Origin of the sequence: Acinetobacter sp. UC24323, from assembly GCF_024151445.1 — a bacterium.
In the GTDB taxonomy this organism is placed as follows: domain Bacteria; phylum Pseudomonadota; class Gammaproteobacteria; order Pseudomonadales; family Moraxellaceae; genus Acinetobacter; species Acinetobacter baumannii.
In genome coordinates this window covers 80,239-101,472 of the sequence record NZ_JAHIBY010000009.1, presented here as the reverse complement: position 1 = coordinate 101,472, position 21,234 = coordinate 80,239, and the positions used below count along the sequence as shown (strand labels likewise).

General features: G+C 39.6%; 19 protein-coding genes and 1 pseudogene. 5 read left to right on the top strand and 15 right to left on the bottom strand.

From position 1 onward, the window contains the following. Positions 1–6: 6 nt before the first annotated feature. From KNQ97_RS13490 to KNQ97_RS13470, 5 genes are all read right to left on the bottom strand, one after another. Positions 7–786: a Rossmann-like and DUF2520 domain-containing protein gene (locus KNQ97_RS13490; protein WP_109090597.1), complete on the bottom strand. Its 780-nt coding sequence runs from the start codon at positions 784–786 to the stop codon at positions 7–9. An 87-nt stretch (positions 787–873) separates the two neighbouring features. Then, positions 874–2,289, bottom strand: coding sequence for an OmpA family protein (locus KNQ97_RS13485; protein ID WP_000026485.1), 1,416 nt, complete (start codon positions 2,287–2,289; stop codon positions 874–876). Between the two features lie 213 nt (positions 2,290–2,502). Beyond that, positions 2,503–3,738, bottom strand: coding sequence for a dihydroorotase (locus tag KNQ97_RS13480; RefSeq protein ID WP_000029353.1), 1,236 nt, complete (start codon positions 3,736–3,738; stop codon positions 2,503–2,505). A 12-nt stretch (positions 3,739–3,750) separates the two neighbouring features. Beyond that, the gene (locus KNQ97_RS13475) at positions 3,751–4,767 is read right to left on the bottom strand and encodes an aspartate carbamoyltransferase catalytic subunit (RefSeq protein WP_000546639.1); all 1,017 of its coding nucleotides are present in this window, start codon (positions 4,765–4,767) and stop codon (positions 3,751–3,753) included. A gap of 123 nt (positions 4,768–4,890) precedes the next feature. After that, the gene (locus KNQ97_RS13470; protein ID WP_000654265.1) at positions 4,891–5,235 is read right to left on the bottom strand and encodes a hypothetical protein; all 345 of its coding nucleotides are present in this window, start codon (positions 5,233–5,235) and stop codon (positions 4,891–4,893) included. 238 nt (positions 5,236–5,473) lie between these two features. On the opposite strand from KNQ97_RS13470, the gene rlmKL reads away from it, so the two are divergent. Further along, the gene (gene rlmKL, locus KNQ97_RS13465) at positions 5,474–7,678 is read left to right on the top strand and encodes a bifunctional 23S rRNA (guanine(2069)-N(7))-methyltransferase RlmK/23S rRNA (guanine(2445)-N(2))-methyltransferase RlmL (RefSeq protein WP_253612350.1); all 2,205 of its coding nucleotides are present in this window, start codon (positions 5,474–5,476) and stop codon (positions 7,676–7,678) included. 26 nt (positions 7,679–7,704) lie between these two features. On the opposite strand, the gene KNQ97_RS13460 is transcribed toward rlmKL, so the two are convergent. Continuing rightward, the gene (locus KNQ97_RS13460; RefSeq protein WP_001060738.1) at positions 7,705–8,121 is read right to left on the bottom strand and encodes a hypothetical protein; all 417 of its coding nucleotides are present in this window, start codon (positions 8,119–8,121) and stop codon (positions 7,705–7,707) included. A 268-nt stretch (positions 8,122–8,389) separates the two neighbouring features. Here KNQ97_RS13460 and KNQ97_RS13455 point away from each other — a divergent pair, with 268 nt between their 5' ends. Beyond that, positions 8,390–8,878 carry a CinA family protein gene (locus tag KNQ97_RS13455; RefSeq protein ID WP_058061855.1) on the top strand — a complete coding sequence of 163 codons (489 nt, stop codon included), beginning with the start codon at positions 8,390–8,392 and terminating at the stop codon, positions 8,876–8,878. 56 nt (positions 8,879–8,934) lie between these two features. Here the strand turns inward: KNQ97_RS13455 and clpB are convergent, their stop codons facing one another. Beyond that, the gene (gene clpB / locus KNQ97_RS13450; RefSeq protein WP_245147062.1) at positions 8,935–11,514 is read right to left on the bottom strand and encodes an ATP-dependent chaperone ClpB; all 2,580 of its coding nucleotides are present in this window, start codon (positions 11,512–11,514) and stop codon (positions 8,935–8,937) included. A gap of 300 nt (positions 11,515–11,814) precedes the next feature. Between clpB and KNQ97_RS13445 the strand changes: the two genes are divergently transcribed. After that, positions 11,815–12,621 (top strand): peptidoglycan DD-metalloendopeptidase family protein, encoded by an 807-nt coding sequence (locus tag KNQ97_RS13445; protein WP_253612349.1) that lies wholly within the window; start codon positions 11,815–11,817, stop codon positions 12,619–12,621. On the opposite strand, the gene KNQ97_RS13440 is transcribed toward KNQ97_RS13445, so the two are convergent. The 3 genes and pseudogenes from KNQ97_RS13440 to KNQ97_RS13430 form a co-directional block, all read right to left on the bottom strand. Then, positions 12,618–13,043: a GNAT family N-acetyltransferase gene (locus KNQ97_RS13440; protein ID WP_001026236.1), complete on the bottom strand. Its 426-nt coding sequence runs from the start codon at positions 13,041–13,043 to the stop codon at positions 12,618–12,620. The two genes, KNQ97_RS13445 and KNQ97_RS13440, sit on opposite strands and share 4 nt — an antisense overlap. A 93-nt stretch (positions 13,044–13,136) precedes the next feature. Further along, entirely contained in the window at positions 13,137–13,559 is a 423-nt protein-coding gene (locus tag KNQ97_RS13435) for an OsmC family protein (protein ID WP_001195082.1), read from the bottom strand. 78 nt (positions 13,560–13,637) lie between these two features. Continuing rightward, positions 13,638–13,757, bottom strand: a pseudogene (locus KNQ97_RS13430) (hypothetical protein). A gap of 241 nt (positions 13,758–13,998) precedes the next feature. On the opposite strand from KNQ97_RS13430, the gene crp reads away from it, so the two are divergent. Both crp and KNQ97_RS13420 read left to right on the top strand, forming a co-directional pair. Next, positions 13,999–14,706, top strand: coding sequence for a cAMP-activated global transcriptional regulator CRP (gene crp, locus KNQ97_RS13425; protein WP_000203217.1), 708 nt, complete (start codon positions 13,999–14,001; stop codon positions 14,704–14,706). A 160-nt stretch (positions 14,707–14,866) separates the two neighbouring features. Further along, positions 14,867–15,916, top strand: coding sequence for an NADP(H)-dependent aldo-keto reductase (locus KNQ97_RS13420; RefSeq protein ID WP_002067358.1), 1,050 nt, complete (start codon positions 14,867–14,869; stop codon positions 15,914–15,916). A 57-nt stretch (positions 15,917–15,973) separates the two neighbouring features. Here KNQ97_RS13420 and KNQ97_RS13415 read toward each other — a convergent pair whose 3' ends face one another. From KNQ97_RS13415 to gap, 5 genes are all read right to left on the bottom strand, one after another. Next, on the bottom strand, positions 15,974–16,753 hold the full coding sequence (locus tag KNQ97_RS13415) for a M48 family metallopeptidase (protein WP_001034598.1): 780 nt from the start codon (positions 16,751–16,753) through the stop codon (positions 15,974–15,976). Between the two features lie 116 nt (positions 16,754–16,869). After that, on the bottom strand, positions 16,870–17,187 hold the full coding sequence (locus KNQ97_RS13410; protein ID WP_000776215.1) for a hypothetical protein: 318 nt from the start codon (positions 17,185–17,187) through the stop codon (positions 16,870–16,872). A gap of 121 nt (positions 17,188–17,308) precedes the next feature. Continuing rightward, complete coding sequence (locus KNQ97_RS13405; RefSeq protein WP_000517792.1) at positions 17,309–18,628, bottom strand: adenylosuccinate synthase; 1,320 nt, start codon at positions 18,626–18,628, stop codon at positions 17,309–17,311. 64 nt (positions 18,629–18,692) lie between these two features. Beyond that, positions 18,693–19,859 carry an ATP phosphoribosyltransferase regulatory subunit gene (locus KNQ97_RS13400; RefSeq protein ID WP_000155682.1) on the bottom strand — a complete coding sequence of 389 codons (1,167 nt, stop codon included), beginning with the start codon at positions 19,857–19,859 and terminating at the stop codon, positions 18,693–18,695. A 275-nt stretch (positions 19,860–20,134) separates the two neighbouring features. Beyond that, a complete protein-coding gene (gene gap, locus KNQ97_RS13395) occupies positions 20,135–21,160 on the bottom strand; it encodes a type I glyceraldehyde-3-phosphate dehydrogenase (RefSeq protein WP_253612348.1) in 1,026 nt (341 codons plus the stop codon). Positions 21,161–21,234: the final 74 nt, after the last annotated feature.

Below are 21,234 nucleotides of genomic sequence, written 5' to 3'. Positions count from 1 at the left end.
TTAAAATTAAGATGAGTGATGGCGCTTTACGATGCCATCACTTAAAAGTTGATAAACCTGTTTTAAATCATCTCGATTTGCTTGGGCTAATAAGCTTTGATGCATTACCAAGATATTCTGATCTCCTCGCATTGCAGGTCCTGTTTGCATTTGCTTTGGATCATTTTCAGTAGCTTTTTTTGCTGTTTCCAGAATTAATGGGTAAAGCAAGCCAAAGTCGACCTGCTCTGCATCTACAACTTGCTTTGCCATATCAAAACAATAATTACTAAAATTACAGGCAAACACGGCTGCCAAATGCAAAGTTAAACGTTGTTTGGAGGTATATTGATATACACGCTTACTTAGGCTATTTGCTAAATCAGAAAGTATGACTAAATCGTCTTTATTGGTCGCCTCTACAAATAATGGTGTGGCTTGCCAATCAACGTCTCTTTCAAGACTGAACGTTTGCAAAGGATAAAACACCCCTGCTTTTTCATGAATATTACTGATGACTTGAATGTCTGTGCTACCCGAGGTATGGACCATAAGCGTTTCTGGGAATATCTCATGTACCTGCGTTGCAAGTTCAGCAATAGCACTGTCTGAAACAGCTAGAATAATTAAATCGCTTGGTTGAAACTCTTGAAGAGACTGACATGCTTTCGCTTGAATTTGCTCTGCAAACTTCTTGGTTTTCTCAAAATCACGCGCATAAACCTGTGCAATATGATGACCTTGAGCCAAGAGTGCCTTTGCCAAATGAAAGGCAACACGCCCACTCCCTAACAAACTAATTTTCATGCCAACCTAACAATATTTATTTCTATAAAAAAAGCTTCTCAAAATGAGAAGCTTTTTTCAAATTAGAATTCAATAAAATCTGTTTTTTTATTGAGCTACTGAAAACTCAATACGACGGTTTTTAAAGCGTCCTTCTTCGGTCGTATTGTCTGCAACTGGCTGTTCTGAACCATGGCCTTTAGCAACCAGTTTAGAAGCATCCACTCCTTTAGAAACTAAATAATCTACTACTGCTTGAGCACGTCGTTGAGAAAGCGCTTTATTAGCAGCGGCATTCCCTGTTGAGTCGGTGTGACCACCTACATCTAATTTAACACCAGACACTTTATTTAAAAGGGTTGCTGCTTGATCAAGAATAGCTTTGTTATCTGCAGGAATGTCACTTGAGCCACTCGCAAAGTTAATAATTTGTAAATTAAGTGCTTTAACTAGTGCGTTTACATCTACATTGTTCGGGTCAATTGCAGTTAAGGCTGTTTGTGAAGCACTTAAACTGTTGCTTACAGACTGTTCAGCTGTTTCTGGCGCTGCGGCAACAACTTCAGTATGTGGAACAAGTGCTTTTACTTTAGCAGTTAACGCTTCTAACGCTGCAGCATCACCTGCTTTCAATGTAATCTTGTCACCCACCCATTCTAAAGAAGCGTTTGGAATACCTTTTAATGCACCCAACACTCCTGCCAAAGCATCCTTATCGGTAAAAGCAGCCGCATAAGTTTGACTTGTATCAACATCACAATCTTTAGTAGCTGAAAAGACTTGTTTAACTTGAGTTTGTAAAGTCGCCAAGAAACCTTGATCGCCAATTCCAGCCTGACACTGGCTCACGGCACCTTTATCATCGGTGCTTAAAGTTAAAGTAGCTGGAGCAGCCGCGGCCTCTACACCACTTGCAGCTTTAGTTTCTGGCGCAGGTGTAGCTTCTTTATGCTGGCAAGAGCGCCACAACCAAGCAATTAATAACCCGAGAATAATGAGCGCAATAATGGGTAAAAAACCACGAGATTTACCCGTAGTCTCTGTTGCTGCTGCAAGTGGCGGTGCTGTCGATGAAGTTACAGAAGATAAACCAGCTCCAATACCTAATGGAGCTAATAAGCCCACGGCCCATCCTGGTAAATATGAACGGATCGTTTCAGCATGCTGACGTAAATAGTTCACAATACTTTGTTGATCATTTCCGGCAACGTCAGAAATTGCATTAAGGCTCGGTTTTAATGCGCTATTGAGGGTATTTTCGATTTCATTATTTGGTGCTGTACCGCTTAAATGGGTAAGCACAGTATTCTTAATTTGCTCATTATGAGAAAAAAGATCGGATAATGACGGAGCCAAACTGTTTTTCAATTGTCCTATAAGATCAGGTTTAGCAGCTAATAATGAAAGTAGAATTGGATAAAACTTAGATAAAGCGTTTGTTTTTTCGCCGAGGTATCCATCCTGATTATTTAATATTGTTGAAGATACTTTTTCTTTAAGCAGTTCTATAGGGTTTATCGACATTGGTTATTCTCCCGAATCTTATACGTCGTAACCAGCAACTTTTTGATTATTCAAATACTTCTCTTTGCTGATAGTTTTTTATTCTAATGCGCTCGAAATCTTTTGTTGTTTTTTAAATAATTTATATACAATTTTCCATCTAGTATTTACAAAACAGGCAGATCTTTATGATCTACCTGTTTATATTTTATATCGGCATTTTTCTGCTTAAAATTAAACAGCAAAAGTCTGTAAGACTTTACCAGTAAGCTTTTGGCCCAATAAAGGGGTGTTTTTCCCTTGAGATAAAATAGTGTCTTTACTTACAGTCCAGCTTAACTCAGGATCTACCAACACCCATCCTGCTTCAGCTTGCCAACGAGCTGTCATGTTTGCTACCTGTGCAGGAGCACTTGTCACTTTAGTTACCCATTCTAAAGGTTCAAATAGACCTTCATTAATGAGCTGAATACCTAAAGCCACATAAGTATCAAATGCAGTAATACCCGGTTGAGTCTCTGCAAATGGAGCCATTTTGGCTGAACTGCTTAAAGGCTCATGGTGGGTACAGATTGCATCAATTACACCTTGTTTTAAACCTTGGCGTAAAAGCTCTTTATCTTGCTCAGAACGTAATGGTGGACGAACATGTGCAAGTGAATTGAAGCCATCAATTAGTTGCTCAGTTAAATGTAACTGATGCATTGCTACATCGGCAGTAACCGGTAAACCTTTTGCTTTTGCAGCACGAATTAATTCGACCGAAGCGCCACAAGACAACAAACCAAAGTGAGCTTTGACACCTGTCGCTTCAATCATAAGCAGATATTTTGCAATCGCTACGGTTTCTGCAATTGCAGGAATCATTGGTAAACCTTGACGTGATGCAATAAAGCCTTCATGAGCACAGCCATCTTTAGCAAGTTGTGGCTCTTCAGCATAGAAAACGACGGTTAAACCAAGACCCGCAGCGTACTCTAATGTACGAACAACGACATCGTCATTTTCAAAAGCAGCATTCGCATTTGAAACAGCAGTACAGCCACCCTTTTTAAGACCTGCCATATTTGCTGGTTGCTTACCATTTAGACCTTGAGTCTGGGCACCGATGATATGCATGTGAATACCACCATCATGCCAAGCTTTTTCAATTAAGCCGTGAATAAGCGCACCGTTGTCTTGTACAATCGGCTTTGAGTCTGGCGGCGTAATGACGTGCAAAATACCGTTAGCACGTGCAGCTTTCCCTTCTGATTTCAACGTTCCATGCTGCTGCTGACCCGGTTCACGCAAACGTGCGCACAAATCAACCATAGTTGGCATTAACCATTTACCCTGACCATCAATGGTCTGTTCAACTTGATCGACTGGAGCAACGAGCTTACCGTCTTGAATATATACAGTTTGTACGCTGTCTGTTTTTTGGATTGGGTCTAACACACGTACATTTTCAATTTTTACAATACTCATGTGATCCATTCCTTACAACGCAATCGCTTCAATTAAACCTTGTTCTTGGAGTTGCCCTTGCATAGACAACGCTAGCACAGCCATACGAACTGCAATACCGTTAGTGACCTGTTTTAAAATCACTGACTGTTCGCCATCAGCAATACTCGAATCAATTTCTACACCACGGTTCATTGGTCCCGGATGCATAACAATACAGTCCGGTTTAGCCAAGCTAAGGCGCTCTTTGTTTAAACCGTACATTCTGTAAAATTCAGATTGTGAAGATAATGCTGGTGAATCGATACGTTCATTTTGAATACGTAAAGCAATAATCACATCACAACCGGTAATGCCTTCATCCATGTTATTGAACAAACGAACATGGTCGCCATATTCTGAAAAACCAACCGGCAATAAGGTGTTCGGCGCAATCACACGGATATCTTTACATCCGAGTGTTTGAAGTGCAGCTACATCTGACCGCGCAACGCGAGAGTGTTTAATGTCACCAATAATGGCAACACTCAAGTCTTCAAATGGTTTTTTCGTCTCACGGCGAATAGTGAGCATATCGAGCATCGCTTGCGTTGGATGGGCATGACGTCCATCTCCGGCATTAATAATTGCGACTTTCGGACATACATCTTTAGCAATGAAATGTGCAGCACCTGAAGATGAATGACGTACAACAAAAATATCGGCAGCCATTGCTTCGAGGTTCCAAAGCGTATCTCGTAAAGTTTCACCTTTTGACGTGCTTGAACGTGCAATATCAATGTTCAATACATTGGCAGACAAACGTTTTGCTGCTGCTTCAAAAGTAGTACGAGTACGGGTGGAGTTTTCAAAGAAGAGATTCATAACCGTCCGACCTTCTAAAAGCGGGCGGTTAATTAAATTATTATTATCATCTAAAAAGCTTTGCGCGGTATCTAAAATCTTAGTGAGGTTTTCTTTTGAAAGGCCCTCAATCGTTAAAAAATGTTTTAAATTTCCGTCTTGATTGAGCTGAACCTGGCTCGGTTGATGCAACGCTGCAATATGCATAATGGATTCCTATGGGTCGAATCGCGAAAACGTGCATAGTGTAGCTGAATTCCGTTCTTTTCGCAGAAGAACTTTACAGAATAAGGCCCTAAATTGACCAGAAAATTTAGAGCCGTGCTCATATTACCTTAAAGCACCAATATAATGATGTGGAACTTGTGCCCGATAAATGTCTTCGGCTGTGATTTCTGATTCTTCACTAGTTTGAATACTTACTGTCATTTCTTTTTGAGACTGCTCTGGTATTGAATCCGTCAATACCATTAATCGTTCAACACAGCGTTTTAATTCATCATCTTCTGCTTCTAGTGCCAGTGCAATTACATATTTCGCATAGTCTTTATTTTGAACAACATACATTGCATCTATCACCCGTCCCGTTACTCTGCGCATACGCACATAAATTTGAGTAGCTAGTGTGAAAGCTTCTGCATTCGCTATAAAACCATTCCCCATCATATCTTTCATTTATATTCCCCTATGTATTCAAATCATGAAATTGGTTAAAAACCATCAATAATGATTAATTAAATAAGTTTTATTTCGAAAGATTTAGCAAAATACATACCAGTTTTTATATTTTAAGCTTTAAAAATCAATTTATTGGTTGCCAAGTGATAGGTTGCAATAATTTAAAAACTTTTAGACACCAAAATACGTTAAACTTTGCATCGTTAATATTTATATGTTTTGGTCAATCGAGTTTATGAATACCTCTTTACGTTTAAACCACTATTGGATTACTTGTGCTGATGGTTTAGAAACCCTCTTACAAGAAGAAATAGAACAGCTTGGCACCAAAGTGACAGAACGTAAAGCAGGACGTTTAATCATTGAAGGAACGCTTGAACATGCTTACCGTATTTGCATGTGGTCACGTCTTGCTTCACGTGTTTTACTTCCAATTCATACTTATGAACTTGAACGTACCCACGATGCACGTGATGTAGCTGAAGAGCTTTATGAAGGTGCAATTAGTTTTGATTGGTCACTTATTTTTGCACCACAAAGTACCTTTGCAATTCGCTTACACGCAGAGCGTGAAATTAAGGTAAATACGCAGTTTGCAACCCTTCGTGTAAAAGACGGTGTTGTTGATTCCTTTATGGAAGCTGTAGGTCGCCGCCCAAGTATTGATACCAAACAACCAGAAATTACATTATATGTGCTTGCGGGCAAAACCGAGCATACCTACTGTCTAGATTTATCTGGTGATTCATTACATAAACGCGGCTACCGTCGTTTCATGACAGATGCGCCAATTAAAGAAAACCTCGCAGCGGCAATTTTGCAAAAAGCCAAGCTTCAGGAACGTAACCCGGAAATCGTACTTGACCCAATGTGTGGTTCAGGCACATTTATTATTGAAGCGTTAATGATTTTAACTGATCGTGCGCCGGGTCTTGTACGTCGTTTTGGTTTTAATGGCTGGCATGGTCATGACCGTGAACTTTGGCTTTCACTCAAAGCGGAAGCAGCAGAGCGTCATGAAAAAGCACTTGAACAACCGTTACCTAAGTTTTATGCATACGATGCTGACTGGGAAGCTGTAAAAGCAACACGCGAAAACATTATTGCAGCAGGTTTTGAAAAGCTACTAGGCGATATTCAAATTGAAGAGCGCACTTTAGCAGACTGGCCAGATTTCGGTGCTGAAAATAAAACTGCTTTTATCGTTACCAACCCTCCATATGGTGAGCGCTTAGGTGACAAAGCTTCTAACCGTTCTCTTTACTTAGGCTTATCTGCCCTCTTACAAAAGAACTTCCCAAATCAATATGCAGCAATTATTGCCGCACAAATTGAACAAGCCGATGTTTTAGCATTTGAAGCACCAGAAACATTACGCTTAATGAATGGTAAATTACCGATTTATGTTCGTTTCGGTACAGTTAAACCTGAAAAAGTCACTCAACCATTCTTGGCAAACTGGCAAGCTCAACCTGTTGAAATGGAAGAAGCTCAAGACTTTGCTAACCGTTTGCAAAAGAACATGGCTGCCTTGAAAAAGTGGGCAACCAAAGAAAATATCTATTGCTTACGTTTATACGATGCAGACCTCCCTGACTTTAACCTTGCTGTAGACTTATACGGCGACCGTTTACATGTTCAGGAATATGCACCACCTAAAAAGATTGATCCTGAAAAAGCAAAAAAACGTTTTAACTTAGCGCTTGCTGCTATTCGTGCGGTGACAGGATTAAATCGTGATGCAATCTTTATTAAAACACGTGCGCGTCAAACTGGTACCAATCAGTACACCAAACAAAGTACAGCCAATAAACGTTTCATCGTGCAAGAAGGTAAAGCTAAAATTTTAGTGAACCTGACTGACTACCTCGATACAGGTTTGTTCCTTGACCACCGTCAAATGCGTTTACGTATTGCTAAAGAAGCACGTGGTAAGCACTTCTTAAATCTTTATAGTTATACATCGACAGCCAGCTTACACGCGGCCTTAGGCGGCGCTGCAAGTACAACCAGTGTAGATTTATCTAATACTTACTTGAGCTGGTCAAAAGAAAACTTCGTTTTAAACGGTTTAACGGTAGATCATGCAGACGAACAGCACATGTTCTTTGCAAGTGACTGTTTTGAATGGTTAAAAGAAGGTCATGAACAATATGATCTTATTTTTATTGACCCGCCAACATTCTCTAACTCTAAAAAGTTCCACGGTACTTTTGATGTGCAGCGCGATCACGTCTCTTTGATTAAACGTGCAATGAACCGCTTAACAAGTGAAGGTACACTTTACTTCTCAAATAACTATCGTGGTTTTGAGATGGATGAAGAGATCGAGGCTTTATATGACGTTGAAGAAATTACTTCTGAAACGATTGGACCCGATTTTAAACGTAATCAAAAAATCCACCGTGCATGGAAAATTCAGCATCCAGGGCTAAACTAATCTGAATTTGAAAAAGGAAGTTATCATTACTTCACGGTAATGATAACTTCACCATGTACATTCTTTGACTCAAAATCATAACGCGTAAATCGATCAGCTCTTTCTGGCAGAGCAACCATTTCTAACTTTTTCTTCTCTTTTCCATCAATGACCTGATTTTGCTTTTGTTCTTGATAAGGTGATAACACACTTGTGCGCAGTGAATTCCATCGAACCTGCTGTAAATAGTTATCCCCTAGTGTTTGCCGAACTTGACGTTGCTCTATTTCTGGCTTCTTCGCATCATCTTGAGCTTTCGCAATAATTACGGGTAGAGCTGCCGTTACTGCTCCTGTTTGAGTTGCAAGCGCACTTTCATTCATAGGCTGTGCAGCCCATAGATTCGTCGGTAATACCGCTATACAACTTAAAATTCCCAGCACACACCCTTGCTTATTGTTCATCATGTTCATCCTAAAATTGTTATTGTTTGTTATATCGAATCAAACTAACAAGTTTTTAACCTTGTCGCAATGTTATAAAGAAACTTCCCGATAATTAGCATTGATCATTTTAAAACCTGAAATTCTTCACAGGCTTTTTGTGAATATTCAAATAGTTTTATAGATTTTTATCTTAGACTTGAACCAGACCCCTAGATCACTTAACGTGATTTTATAATTTATTTGTAGTTAGATTTATTCATAAATAAACACCATACGAGGTGGAATAATGCTTCAGCAATGCTGTCAGTTATTAGAAGACCGTTTACTTAAAGTCGCGTTTATTGAAAGTGCCAGTTCAGGTTACTTAACCAGTCAGTTTTCGATTCATAAAAATAGTGGTGCTGATATTTTACTGGGTGGATTAGTCAGTTATGACCCCAGTATTAAAATCAGTGTTTTAAAAATTGATCCAAAGTTAATTGAAACCTACACAGCAGAATCACCACAAGTAACTGAAGAAATGTGCAGGCTTGGTCAAACCCTATTTCAACAAGCTGACATTGTTGTGAGCTGCACAGGTTTATTAAAGCCTGGCGGAAGTGAAACCACGGAAAAACCTGTAGGTACTTTCTTTATTTGTATTTCTTATCTAGGACGTATTTATCATTATCATTATTTTTTATCAGGTCATGCCGAACAAAAACTTAAAACTCTCACACAGAAAGTAGCAGACTCAATTATTGCGCTTATATCTTCAAATCAACATAAAAGTTAAATATAAAAAAAGAGAATATGTTTCCATATTCTCTTTTCGGTTTTAGCAGAAAAAACTTAGCTGAGTTTCAGCTTATCAAACACTAAGTGACCATTTTCGCCTTTAACTAAAATGGTATCACCCGCAACAAAGTCACCTGACAAGATTTTTTGAGCTAGTGTATTTTCAACCTGTTGTTGAATTGCACGTTTCAATGGACGCGCTCCGTATACAGGGTCAAAACCAGCGTCAATCAATAAGTCAAATGCACTGTCATCTACAGTTAAACTCATATCACGATCAACAAGTCGTGAGCGTAAGCGATCTAACTGAATATCGGCAATGCCACGAATCTGTGCTTTTTTGAGTGAATGGAAAATCACCAGCTCATCAATCCGGTTAATAAACTCCGGACGGAAATGCTGACTTACCGCATTCATTACAATGGTACGCACTTCATCATCAGTTGCACCTTCACCAAGTTCACGTACATCTTGTGAACCCAAGTTCGATGTCATCACAATAACCGTGTTTTTAAAGTCCACTACACGACCTTGTGAGTCGGTTAAGCGTCCATCGTCTAACACTTGTAGCAAGATATTGAAGACATCTGGATGCGCTTTTTCAACCTCATCAAACAACACTACGCTATATGGTTTACGGCGAACAGCTTCGGTTAAAACACCACCCTCTTCGTAACCTACGTAACCCGGAGGCGCACCAACTAAACGGCTGACAGAATGTTTCTCCATGAATTCACTCATATCGATACGAATCATGGCATCATCACTGTCAAACAAGAAGTTAGCTAAAGCTTTAGTCAACTCAGTTTTACCAACACCTGTTGGTCCTAAGAACAAGAATGATCCGCTAGGACGATTCGGGTCAGACAAACCGGCACGTGAACGGCGAACAGCATTCGATACCGCAACGACTGCTTCATCTTGCCCTACAACACGCTCATGCAAGAACTCTTCCATATGAAGGAGTTTTTCACGCTCGCCTTGCATCATTTTAGCAACCGGAATACCTGTTGCAGCACTAACGACTTCGGCAATTTCATTTTCAGTTACTTTTGTACGAATGAGTTTTGGCTCTTCGTTTTCTTCAGCAACTTCATCTTGTTCAAGTTGTTTTTGCAACTCTGGAATTACACCATATTGCAAACGTGCTGCTTCTGCCAAATCGCCTTCGCGCTGAGCTTTTTCAAAAGCAATACGTGCTTTATCAAGTTCAACCTGAGCTTGTTTAGTGCCTTCTACCAGTGTTTTCTCAGCTTTCCACACTTCTTCCAGATCGTTGTATTCTTTCTCGACTTCAGCGATCTGTTTTTCAAGATGAGTAACTTCGGCCTTACTGCCTGCATCTTCATCTTTTTTCACCGCTTCCAATTGCATTTTCAACTGGATTAAACGGCGGTCAAGTTTATCAAGTGCTTCTGGCTTAGAATCGATTTCCATCTTAATACGAGAAGCTGCCTCATCAATCAGGTCAATCGCCTTGTCCGGTAATTGACGGTCTGTAATATAACGATGAGACATTTTCGCCGCAGCAATAATCGCTGAGTCTAAAATCTGTACGCCATGGTGAGTCGCATACTTTTCTTTCAAACCACGTAAAATCGCAATGGTATCTTCTACACTTGGTTCATCGACCAGCACTTTTTGGAAACGACGCTCCAAGGCTGCATCTTTTTCAATGTATTGGCGATATTCATCTAAGGTTGTTGCACCCACACAGCGCAACTCACCACGAGCCAACGCAGGTTTTAACATATTACCTGCATCCATCGCACCATCACCTTTACCAGCACCAACGAGTGTATGTAACTCGTCAATGAATAAGATGATTTCGCCTTCGTGTTTTGCCAAATCTTTTAAAACAGCTTTTAAACGTTCTTCAAACTCACCACGATACTTAGCACCTGCAAGTAATGAACCTAAATCTAACGATAAAACACGTTTATTCTTTAAGCCTTCTGGTACTTCACCATTGACAATACGTTGTGCCAAACCTTCAACAATAGCGGTTTTACCTACCCCAGGTTCACCAATGAGTACTGGGTTATTTTTAGTACGGCGTGACAAGACCTGAATGGTACGGCGGATCTCATCATCACGCCCAATCACCGGATCAAGTTTCCCCGATAAAGCCCGCTCGGTTAAATCAATCGTATATTTATTAAGTGAGTCACGTTGGTCTTCGTGATTATTACTCATGACTTTGTCACTACCTCGAATATTTTCAATTACTTTGCGTAAGCTGTCGGGAGTTACACCTACGGCACTTAAAATATTTTTTGTTTCACCAGTTTCTGCCAAGCCCAATAAAACCCAGTCAGTTGACAAAAACTCATCGCCAGCTTTTTGCGCGTATCGATCTGCCAAGTTGAGTGCTTTAACTGCTTCTGGGTTTAAATTGACATCGCCCGTCGGGTTAGCAATAGTCGGAGCATCTTTTAAAGCCTGCTCTAGCTTTTGTTTAAGTTCAGGTAACCGTGCACCTGCTTGTTGCAACAAACTAATATTGGAGGGCTCTTCCAATAAAGTACTCAAAATATGAATACCTGCTATAGCTGTATGGTCTTTACCCATCGCTAAGGATTGAGCATCTGAGAGGGCTTGCTGCAAGCGGTTCGTAAATTTTTCAAATCGCATTCTTGTTATTCCTCACAACAAATTCGTACTTGTGTAATAGATGGGAACACTTTTTCGGATTTCAAATAAATTTTTATATATTTTTCATTAAGTTATAAAAAATACTGCGAGTAAAACTCGATTATAATATGGGTTTGTTTTGTATATATTTCAAGTACACTTCGGCTACATTTTATTAACTATCTTGAATATTTATATTTACTCTCATCTATTTTATAGTCTTCACAAAGACTTCATTGAGAATTCCCGAATTAAGAATTAATTTATCTTTCCAATTCCATCCTGTTTTTGAAATTAAAAATGCGCTTAAAACATATTATATTAACAACTTGTCTTTTTAGCTCGACTCTAGCAATGGCGGAGTTACCCCAAGATTCAAGAAGACCCGGTGGTATTGCAGTTATTCCTTTAACGTCGGATATTACTCAGGTCACTTTTCAACACAAACCGGTTTTAATTAGCCAAAAAGGACAGCAGCGTTATGCAGTTTTCGGTATTCCGTTATCTACTCCACTTGGTAGTGTTCAACTCGATACCAATAAAGCCCCTATTCAAATAGAAGTTAAATCTTATCCATATGCTGAGCAACGCCTTAAAGTTACCAATCAAGACTATGTAAATCCCAATCAAAGTCAATTAGATCGTTACGCTCAAGAAGCTAAAGAACAAAATGATGTTTATAGTTCATTTACGCAAAGTTCGTGGCAAGCCTTACCAAAATTTATACGCCCAACTTCTGGTAAATTTACCAATTCTTTTGGAAGAAAACGCTTTTTTAATGGTGAAGAACGTGCTCCACACTCAGGTCTAGACATTCCAGCACCAATAGGCCAAAAAGTAGTTGCTCCAGCAGACGGCGTAGTCGTTCAAACAGGTCATTATTTTTTTAATGGGCAAACTGTATTAATCGATCACGGTCAAGGCTTAATTAGTATGTTCTGTCATTTAAGCGAGATAAAAGTAGAAAAAGGCCAGCATATTCGTCAAGGGGAAACTTTAGGTCTAGTCGGTAAAACAGGACGTGTCACAGGTCCTCATTTACATTGGGGAATGAGCCTTAACAATGCACGGGTAGACCCTCAACTTTTTCTAAACCCCACTCATTAATTTAAAGCTTTACGAAAGTACTTTGGCGCTTCGACATAGCCTTCTCTTAGGTAAAATTGATGTGCCAAAGGTCTTTGTATCCCCGAGTGAAGTTCCATTCGGTCACAACCACGTTGCTTTGCTAACCGTTCTGCTTCTTGTACAAGCAAATGCCCTACTCCTTTACTACGCATCTTCTCGTCAACACACAGATAACATATTTTGGCAAACTCACCTTGTAAGGCAATTTGTGGAATAAAATAAAGCGATAAAACTCCATACACTTTTAAATCGTCAGCTGCGACCAACGTAATCGCATTAGGATCTTTACTTAGTATTTGAAATTGTTCCTGAACCACTTTTAAAGGCTGTGAATATCCCATTTGTTTAAGTAAATAACATATGGTTTCGGTATCTTCCCATTGTGCTAAACGGATATTCACTTAACTCTCTCCTTTTATTTTTTAATTATTCTTATCATAAAAAAAGCCAACATGACTGTTAGCTTTTTATTTTTTAGGCATTCATAAATAAAATTACGCTGCTTCAATAATTTCAAAATCGTGAGTAATTTCTACGCCACCATCTGAAAGCATTTTACTTGCTGAACAATATTTCTCAGCTGATAGCTCTACTGCTTTTGCGACCTGTTTTTCTTTTACAGCTTTACCTGTCACTACAAAGTGTAAATGGATCTTGGTGAAAACTGCCGGAATTGCATCTGCTCTCTCAGCTTTAAGCTGACATACGACATTCGTCACATCTTGACGGGATTTCTTTAAAATAGTCACAATATCAAACGAAGCACACCCACCAAGTCCCATTAATATCAACTCCATAGGACGTGGTCCACGGTTTTCACCACCGTACTCAGGTGAGCCATCCATCACTACACTATGACCACTCTCTGATTTCGCTTCAAAAGCAACATTCTCTAGCCAATGTACACTTGTTTGCATTGCAACTACCCAAAAAAAATTATAAATTTAAGCAGGGTCTGTTGACATTTCATCTATGGATTGCGTAATAGCTAAAAATTAATCCAAATAAAACGCAAAACACAGACAAGGGCAATCCTTTGTCCAGTTTTGTAATAAAGTTTGTTAAATTTCAGCCGGAATCTGAGGTGCAATTAAAGCATCTTTGATGCAGCGCAAGGCCAGATTTTTTTGTTCGTTTCGTTGTTAAGCTCTATTGATTTAGAATGACTAAATTCCATAGTTCTTGCTTCGTAACGTCCAGAAAAATTGTCTTATGTCGCAACCATCTGTGAAATGTCAACAGACCCTTGTTTTGTACACTAACATAAAATGAGTTGATAAGGAATTTCATCTCTTCTGTGTAATAGCTCATCTCGAGCTTGTGTGAATTGTTTACCCTATTCGGAACATATCAAGCATGACTTCAAATTTTTCACAACTCAGCACAGATGCTTTATCTCCGGGGCAACTACCTGAATCCGTTAAAGCATTGTTAAAACGTGCTCACATCAACAGATATCCAAAACGAACCACAATTGTTGATGCCGGAACAGAGTCAAAATCTTTATATTTAATTTTAAAAGGCTCAGTTTCAATTATTTTACGTGAAGACGATGAACGTGAAATTGTTGTGGCATATTTGAATCCTGGTGACTTCTTTGGGGAAATGGGGCTTTTCGAACCGAACCCTCAACGTACAGCTGAAGTTCGTACCCGTGATGTCTGTGAAATTGCGGAAATTTCATATGACAACTTCCACGAACTGAGCAAACAGTATCCAGATCTCAGCTATGCCGTTTTCGCGCAACTCGTTCGTCGTTTAAAAAATACAACTCGTAAAATGACCGATCTTGCATTTATTGATGTGTCAGGTCGTATTGCGCGTTGCTTAATCGACCTATCTTCACAACCAGAAGCAATGATCTTGCCGAATGGCCGTCAAATTCGTATTACTCGACAAGAGATTGGACGCATTGTCGGGTGTTCGCGAGAAATGGTTGGCCGTGTATTAAAGACCTTAGAAGATCAAGGTATGATTCAAACTGACGGTAAAGCTATTTTGATTTTTGATACTTCATTAGAAGAAACCCCAGTCACTGACGAAGACTATGATGACGAAGAATAATTACTCGTAATTATTGAATAAAGAGCAAACTTCGGTTTGCTTTTTTTATATGCAACAATGAGTTAATACACAAAGCTTACAAACTATTCTGTTTTTATGATTTAAGTTGAATACATATTCTCCGTTAGGCTAACTTAAAATTTCTTAAGGATTTCGCAGTATGCAATTTAAACCACTTGGTCACACTGGCATTAACCTTCCTGAAATTTGCTTAGGTACCATGACATTTGGTGAGCAAAATACTCAACAAGAAGCTTTCGAACAACTCAATTACGCTTTAGAACACGGTTTATATTTTTGGGATACGGCAGAGATGTATTCCGTCCCTCCTAAACCAGAAACATATGGAGCAACCGAAACCATCTTAGGCAATTGGTTTGCACAGCATGGTCAGCGCGATAAAGTATTCCTTGCTTCAAAAATTGCAGGTCCCGGCTTTGGTGGAACACATATTCGAGACGGCCATACCAAGTTTAATAGTGAACATATTTCACAAGCAATTGATGGCTCTCTCAAACGCTTACAAACTGATTATATTGATCTTTATCAATTACATTGGCCTGAACGCCATACCAACTTCTTTGGAACGCTCGCTTATGGTAATCAGCAAGCCCAAAATGATTACGATACTACTCCCTTAGAAGAAACATTACTCGCTCTCCAAAAAGAGATTAATCGAGGCCGCATTCGTTATATCGGCTTATCTAATGAAACACCGTGGGGCACCATGAAGTTCCTTCAGCTTGCCGAAAATTTAGGTGTGAGTAAATTTGTGAGTGTGCAAAATCCGTATAGTCTGCTTAATCGCACCTATGAAATCGGTATGTCAGAAATTGCCAAATATGAGGGTGTAGGTTTACTTGCATACTCCCCTCTTGCTTTTGGTTATTTAACTGGCAAATTTAGAAATGGGGCTCGACCAGCCAATGCCCGCGTTACACTCTTCCCTCGCTTTAGCAGATACAGCAATCCGCAAAGTGAATGGGCAACTGAACAATATGCACAGCTTGCTGAAAAACATGGTTTAAGCCTGACTCAATTGGCTCTGGCTTTTATTAAGCAGCAATTTTTTGTGACGAGTACGATTATTGGTGCAACCAATTTGGATCAGCTCAAAGAAAATATCCAAGCTTTTGAAATCGAGCTTTCACCAGAGATTTTACAAGGCATTGAGGCTATTCATATACAACAGCCTAATCCTGCTCCTTAAAAACAAAAACGGATGTCAAGCATCCGTTTTTAACATCAGTTCTATAAGTGTTAAAACTTACTTACGACCATTATAAATAGCTAATGCCGCAGGTAAATTCTTACGCATGTCATTAATACGTTGAGCGTTTGATGGGTGAGTAGACAAGAAAGATGATCCACTGCCTTCAAGCTTGTTCATTTTTTCCCAAAGCGTAATCGCTGCATTTGGGTTATAACCTGCACGCGCCATTAGCATTAAACCACCTTGGTCAGCACGGCTTTCCAAACTACGAGAATATGGCAGACCCACACCTACTTGCGTGCCTAACTGAGCCGCAGCCGCGCCTAGTTGACTCACATTACCACCATTAATCTGACTTAAACCAATATTTAACGCTAAATCAGTTAAAGCTTGTGCGCCAATTTTACTTTTTGCATGCTCTTCCAAGGCGTGAGTCATTTCATGGCCCATAACTGCTGCAATTTCAGCATCAGTCAAGTTCAGTTTATTTACAATACCTGTGTAGAACACGACCTTGCCACCAGGTGCAACGTAAGCGTTAATCGTATCTGACTTCAATACAGCCAATTGCCAACTAAATGGCTGGCCTGTCTGATTCATTTGATTCGCATAAGGTTTTAAACGGTTAAAAACCGCATTAATACGGTTATAGGTACTTGAACTTGTATCTAAAGCACCTTTACCACGCGCTTCCTGCACCATTTTATTGAAACTTTGTGCAGATTGAGCATTTAAGGTTGCGGTATCTGCACCTGCCATATCAGCCATTGTGGCACAACCAGAAATTGTTACTGCACCTGCTGCGCACAAGCTTAGAACGAACTTTTTATTCATTAACATGGGTCACCTAAATCGTTAAAAAACTGTTTATTCTTTTGCACTTATTATAAGAAATACCACTCACGCTTTAAATCTCTCATTTCTTCACGATCATAGTATTTATGTAACGGTCAATTAGATAAAGTCATCAAATAAATCCAGAATATTAAACATATTATGTTTAAACCAAGATAAACGTGACTTAAAGTCTTAACTTTCTCTTCAAGATTAGGATTTTTCCTCTTCCAGAGTAAATAACTGTTTTGTATGAGAACAACAGGGATGAGGACACAAGCAATCAGGACAGAAAGACTCATAAATGCCGTCATGAAGAAGTCCGGATTATAATTTTGACCATAAATAATCAGCATTGCTAATGTAGGTGAACCACCTATAGCAAATAAAAAAGAATAAAAAATGGTTTTTGAAATAGTGGGTTGCAGCTTCATCCTGAGCCTATGATTCCTGAACTATATATCATGTTTTAATCTGAATCGAATCAAACCAAAACTGCACTTTAGTAGGGTATAAAAAAGCCCCCTTTTAGGAGGCTATTTTTATCTTTGCGAATTACGCAGAGAATGGATGACGTAAAATGATTGTTTCTGCACGGTCTGGACCAGTTGAAACGATATCAATCGGACATTCGATTAATTGTTCAATACGTTTTACATAAGCCAAAGCATTTGCAGGTAATTGGTCAATGCTCGTTAAACCAACAGTTGACTCGCTCCAACCTGGCATAGTTTCATAAATTGGTTTCAAGCATTCGAAAGAAACCGCATCAGAAGAACCTACACAACCTGAATCTGTATTTTCATAACCTACACAGATTTTCACTTCTTCTAAACCATCTAAAACGTCAAGTTTAGTTAAGCAAATACCTGAAAGTGAGTTTACATCTACAGAACGGCGTAAGATTTCAGCATCAAACCAACCACAACGACGTTGACGACCAGTAGAAGCACCGAACTCATGACCCACAGTACCCAAATGTTTACCAATTGGGTCTCCAGAATCACTCGCAGCATCGTAAACCAATTCAGTTGGGAACGGACCAGCACCTACACGTGTTGTATAAGCTTTCGTAATACCTAATACATAATCAAGATGTAAAGGACCCATACCTGAACCAGAACTTACACCACCAGCAGTTGTATTTGAGCTGGTAACATACGGATAAGTACCGTGGTCGATGTCTAGAAGTGAACCTTGAGCGCCTTCAAACATTACAGCCTTACCTTCTTTGCGGTAGTCATGTAATACTTTAGTTACGTCAATCACTAATGGAGCAAGAACTTCACGCCATTGGTTGCAAAGAGCCAATACGTCTTCAAATTTAACCGCTTCTACACCGTAGAACTGAGTCAATTGGAAGTTATGTAGCTCTAGCATTTCGGCTAGTTTTTCTTCTAACGCTGCACCACCACGAACAAGGTCTGCAACACGCACTGCACGGCGCGCAACTTTATCTTCGTACGCAGGGCCGATACCACGACCTGTAGTACCGATTTTAGCGTTACCACGTTTCTTCTCACGTGCCTGATCAAGAGCAATGTGGTTAGGCAAAATAAGTGGACAGTTTGGAGAAATGCGTAGACGCTCCTTAACCGGAACACCCTCAGCTTCCAAAATTCCCATTTCTTCAATTAATGCTGCTGGTGAAAGCACCACGCCATTGCCAATTAAGCACAATACGTTTTCACGTAAAATGCCTGATGGAATGAGGTGTAATACAGTCTTTTTACCACCTACGACAAGAGTATGACCTGCGTTATGTCCGCCTTGATAACGTACTACCGCAGCCGCCTGATCTGTGAGCAGGTCGACGATTTTACCTTTACCTTCGTCGCCCCATTGGGTACCAAGTACCACAACATTTTTGCCCATAATAGCCTCATTACATCATGCTGTTAAAATTGGAAACCATCAGTAAAAAACTTACTGCTGGCGTTTAAATCTTTTCAATATTCCATTGTCCGTTTTGCAATACCAATTGATGTGTTGCATAAGGAATAGAACTTAAATCATCATTACCTAACAATTGAACCACACGTAAACCCTCTGAACGCGCATTCGCAATTGCTTTAAGTAAATCAGCTTCTGTACCTTTAGGTGCCACTACAGTTTCGATTTCGGCAAACTGGTTCGCACCTAAAGCATATAAATCACAACTAAAACCGGTAGCCGGACGTGCACGACCGAAGTGTTCCCCAATACCATCATAACGGCCACCTTGCGCTAAAGGTGCAGCACGATTTGGTGCATAAACTGCATACATCAAACCAGTGTGGTAGTGGTAACTGCGAAGTTCAACCACGTCAATTCCAACATTAAGTGCTGGCCAACGGTTTTTAATCTGTTCGAGAGTGGTTTTAAGTGCATTTAATGCAGCATCAAATTCAGTATCTTTTAAAATATCTGCACTTAAATGCGCTTGTAAGGCATCTAAATCACTTGCATAACGGCCAAGTGCATAGAAATCTGAACCCATATTTAAATTTTGGGTAAATTCAGCTAACTCAGGTAATGCTTTTCTTTGATAAAGATCAGATAACTCATGCTCTTCATTTTTAGAAAGACCAGCATATTTTACTAAGCTACGAAATAGGCCTACATGCCCTAAGTCTAAATGTGCGCCTTGCAAAGTATAGGCATTTTCAATCAAACCCAGCATCACGTCGACCATTTCGACATCAGCTTCAATACTATCGTGCCCATATAACTCTGCACCTAATTGTAAAGGTGCGCGAGTCGCATTGAAATTTTGTGGTTTTGTATGTAATACAGTCCCTGCGTAACAGTAACGTGCAACACCTTCAACAGGTCTTACATGTGCATCAATACGTGCAACTTGCGGTGTCATATCAGCACGGATACCGAGTAAACGGCCTGAAAGCTGGTCAATCACCTTAAAAGTTACTAAATCCAGGTCTTGATTTGATTCTGATAATGAAGACAACGATTCGATGTATTCGATAAATGGTGTATATACCAGTTGATAACCTCGTACTGCGAGGAAATCTATAGCTTCACGGCGAAGTTTTTCAATGACTTGCGCCTGTTCCGGCAATACATCTGCTACCCCGTCAGGCAGCAACCATGTCTCTGAAATGGTCATATTTCAAGCCTAAAATCTGATCAACGTGGAACGACCCCACATAAAAAAATCGGGAACACACCCGATTTCTCTTAGTGTAGCATGATACTTTGTGCCATGCACCTGACAATTTGCATAAATCTTTCTTAATAAACTCTAAAGTCAAAAAGTAGACTCTATGAATTAAAAATAATATTCAAAGACTTATTGTTTTTGACCTCCATTATCAATAAAAGTTCTTAGACCAAAGAATGGGGCAATAACTGAACTATCACCTGGTTTCCAATTAACCAAATTTAACTTTTGAAAGAATCACACAAATCTAATAAACGATTTGCATAGCCCCATTCATTATCATACCAAGCAAATACTTTGGCTTGATGTCCAACAACCATGGTCTGAGTTGAATCAACAATAAGTGAATAAGGTGAATGATTAAAATCACTTGAAACTAATGGTTCATCTGTTACAGCCATAATTTCTGCATAATCTGTTTGAGATGCTTTAATTAGCAATTCATTAATATGATGAACCGTAATTGGAGATTGCGCGATAAACGTTAAATCAATTGCCGCTACATTAATGGTAGGTACCCGAATTGAGTAACCATCAATACGATCTTCCATTTTTGGCATCACACGCTTTAAAGCACCGAGCGCACTAGAGGTAGTCGGGATAATATTTTGCCCAGAAGCTCGAGCACGACGCAAATCACGATGCGCATGATCAAGCACAGACTGATCTGCTGTTACCGCATGAATTTCCGTCATAAGCGCTGTTTCTATGCCAAATGCATCATCAATGATTTTAACCAGTGGAACTAAAGCCTGTGTCGTACATGACACACTCGATATAATTTGATCAGTCGCTTTCACATCAGCATGGTTAACACCATAAACAATTGCAGCATCAACATGATCAAAAGGCGCAGCGCCAATAATGACCCTTTTAGCCCCTGCTTCTAAATGGCGGGTAGCATCAGCATGGGAGCGGAATAAACCTGTACACTCAAGTACAACATCAATTTTTAAACTTGCCCACGGTAAAAGTTCCGGCTGTTTTTGCTGCAAAACTTCAACCTTTAAGAGTCTCTGGTTAGATTCAATATTTAAATAAATCTTTTCATTTTCAATGGTGATATCAACCTTGCCATTAAAACGACCATGGGTTGAGTCATATTTGAATAAATGTACCAGTGTATGTACATCTGCTATATCGTTAATCGCCACGATTTCAAAATGAAATTGTTTCGGGCTCTCAAACCAGGCACGTAAAACATTACGTCCAATCCGGCCAAACCCATTAATGGCGATACGTTGCATGACCTATCCTTATCTACAAAACGAGAAGCGAAAGAAGGCATATAGTAAAACACGTCATGGCTAATTGAATATAG

What these genes read in the sequence shown, in the direction of transcription:
- KNQ97_RS13415 (WP_001034598.1), bottom strand. Translation starts at nt 16,753, where the DNA reads ATGAATAAAAAGTTCGTTCTAAGCTTGTGCGCAGCAGGTGCAGTAACA.
- crp (WP_000203217.1), top strand. Translation starts at nt 13,999, where the DNA reads ATGACTTCAAATTTTTCACAACTCAGCACAGATGCTTTATCTCCGGGG.
- KNQ97_RS13435 (WP_001195082.1), bottom strand. Translation starts at nt 13,559, where the DNA reads ATGCAAACAAGTGTACATTGGCTAGAGAATGTTGCTTTTGAAGCGAAA.
- KNQ97_RS13490 (WP_109090597.1), bottom strand. Translation starts at nt 786, where the DNA reads ATGAAAATTAGTTTGTTAGGGAGTGGGCGTGTTGCCTTTCATTTGGCA.
- KNQ97_RS13460 (WP_001060738.1), bottom strand. Translation starts at nt 8,121, where the DNA reads ATGAACAATAAGCAAGGGTGTGTGCTGGGAATTTTAAGTTGTATAGCG.
- rlmKL (WP_253612350.1), top strand. Translation starts at nt 5,474, where the DNA reads ATGAATACCTCTTTACGTTTAAACCACTATTGGATTACTTGTGCTGAT.
- KNQ97_RS13400 (WP_000155682.1), bottom strand. Translation starts at nt 19,859, where the DNA reads ATGACCATTTCAGAGACATGGTTGCTGCCTGACGGGGTAGCAGATGTA.
- KNQ97_RS13445 (WP_253612349.1), top strand. Translation starts at nt 11,815, where the DNA reads ATGCGCTTAAAACATATTATATTAACAACTTGTCTTTTTAGCTCGACT.
- KNQ97_RS13480 (WP_000029353.1), bottom strand. Translation starts at nt 3,738, where the DNA reads ATGAGTATTGTAAAAATTGAAAATGTACGTGTGTTAGACCCAATCCAA.
- KNQ97_RS13405 (WP_000517792.1), bottom strand. Translation starts at nt 18,628, where the DNA reads ATGGGCAAAAATGTTGTGGTACTTGGTACCCAATGGGGCGACGAAGGT.
- KNQ97_RS13475 (WP_000546639.1), bottom strand. Translation starts at nt 4,767, where the DNA reads ATGCATATTGCAGCGTTGCATCAACCGAGCCAGGTTCAGCTCAATCAA.
- KNQ97_RS13485 (WP_000026485.1), bottom strand. Translation starts at nt 2,289, where the DNA reads ATGTCGATAAACCCTATAGAACTGCTTAAAGAAAAAGTATCTTCAACA.
- KNQ97_RS13455 (WP_058061855.1), top strand. Translation starts at nt 8,390, where the DNA reads ATGCTTCAGCAATGCTGTCAGTTATTAGAAGACCGTTTACTTAAAGTC.
- gap (WP_253612348.1), bottom strand. Translation starts at nt 21,160, where the DNA reads ATGCAACGTATCGCCATTAATGGGTTTGGCCGGATTGGACGTAATGTT.
- KNQ97_RS13470 (WP_000654265.1), bottom strand. Translation starts at nt 5,235, where the DNA reads ATGAAAGATATGATGGGGAATGGTTTTATAGCGAATGCAGAAGCTTTC.
- KNQ97_RS13410 (WP_000776215.1), bottom strand. Translation starts at nt 17,187, where the DNA reads ATGAAGCTGCAACCCACTATTTCAAAAACCATTTTTTATTCTTTTTTA.
- clpB (WP_245147062.1), bottom strand. Translation starts at nt 11,514, where the DNA reads ATGCGATTTGAAAAATTTACGAACCGCTTGCAGCAAGCCCTCTCAGAT.
- KNQ97_RS13420 (WP_002067358.1), top strand. Translation starts at nt 14,867, where the DNA reads ATGCAATTTAAACCACTTGGTCACACTGGCATTAACCTTCCTGAAATT.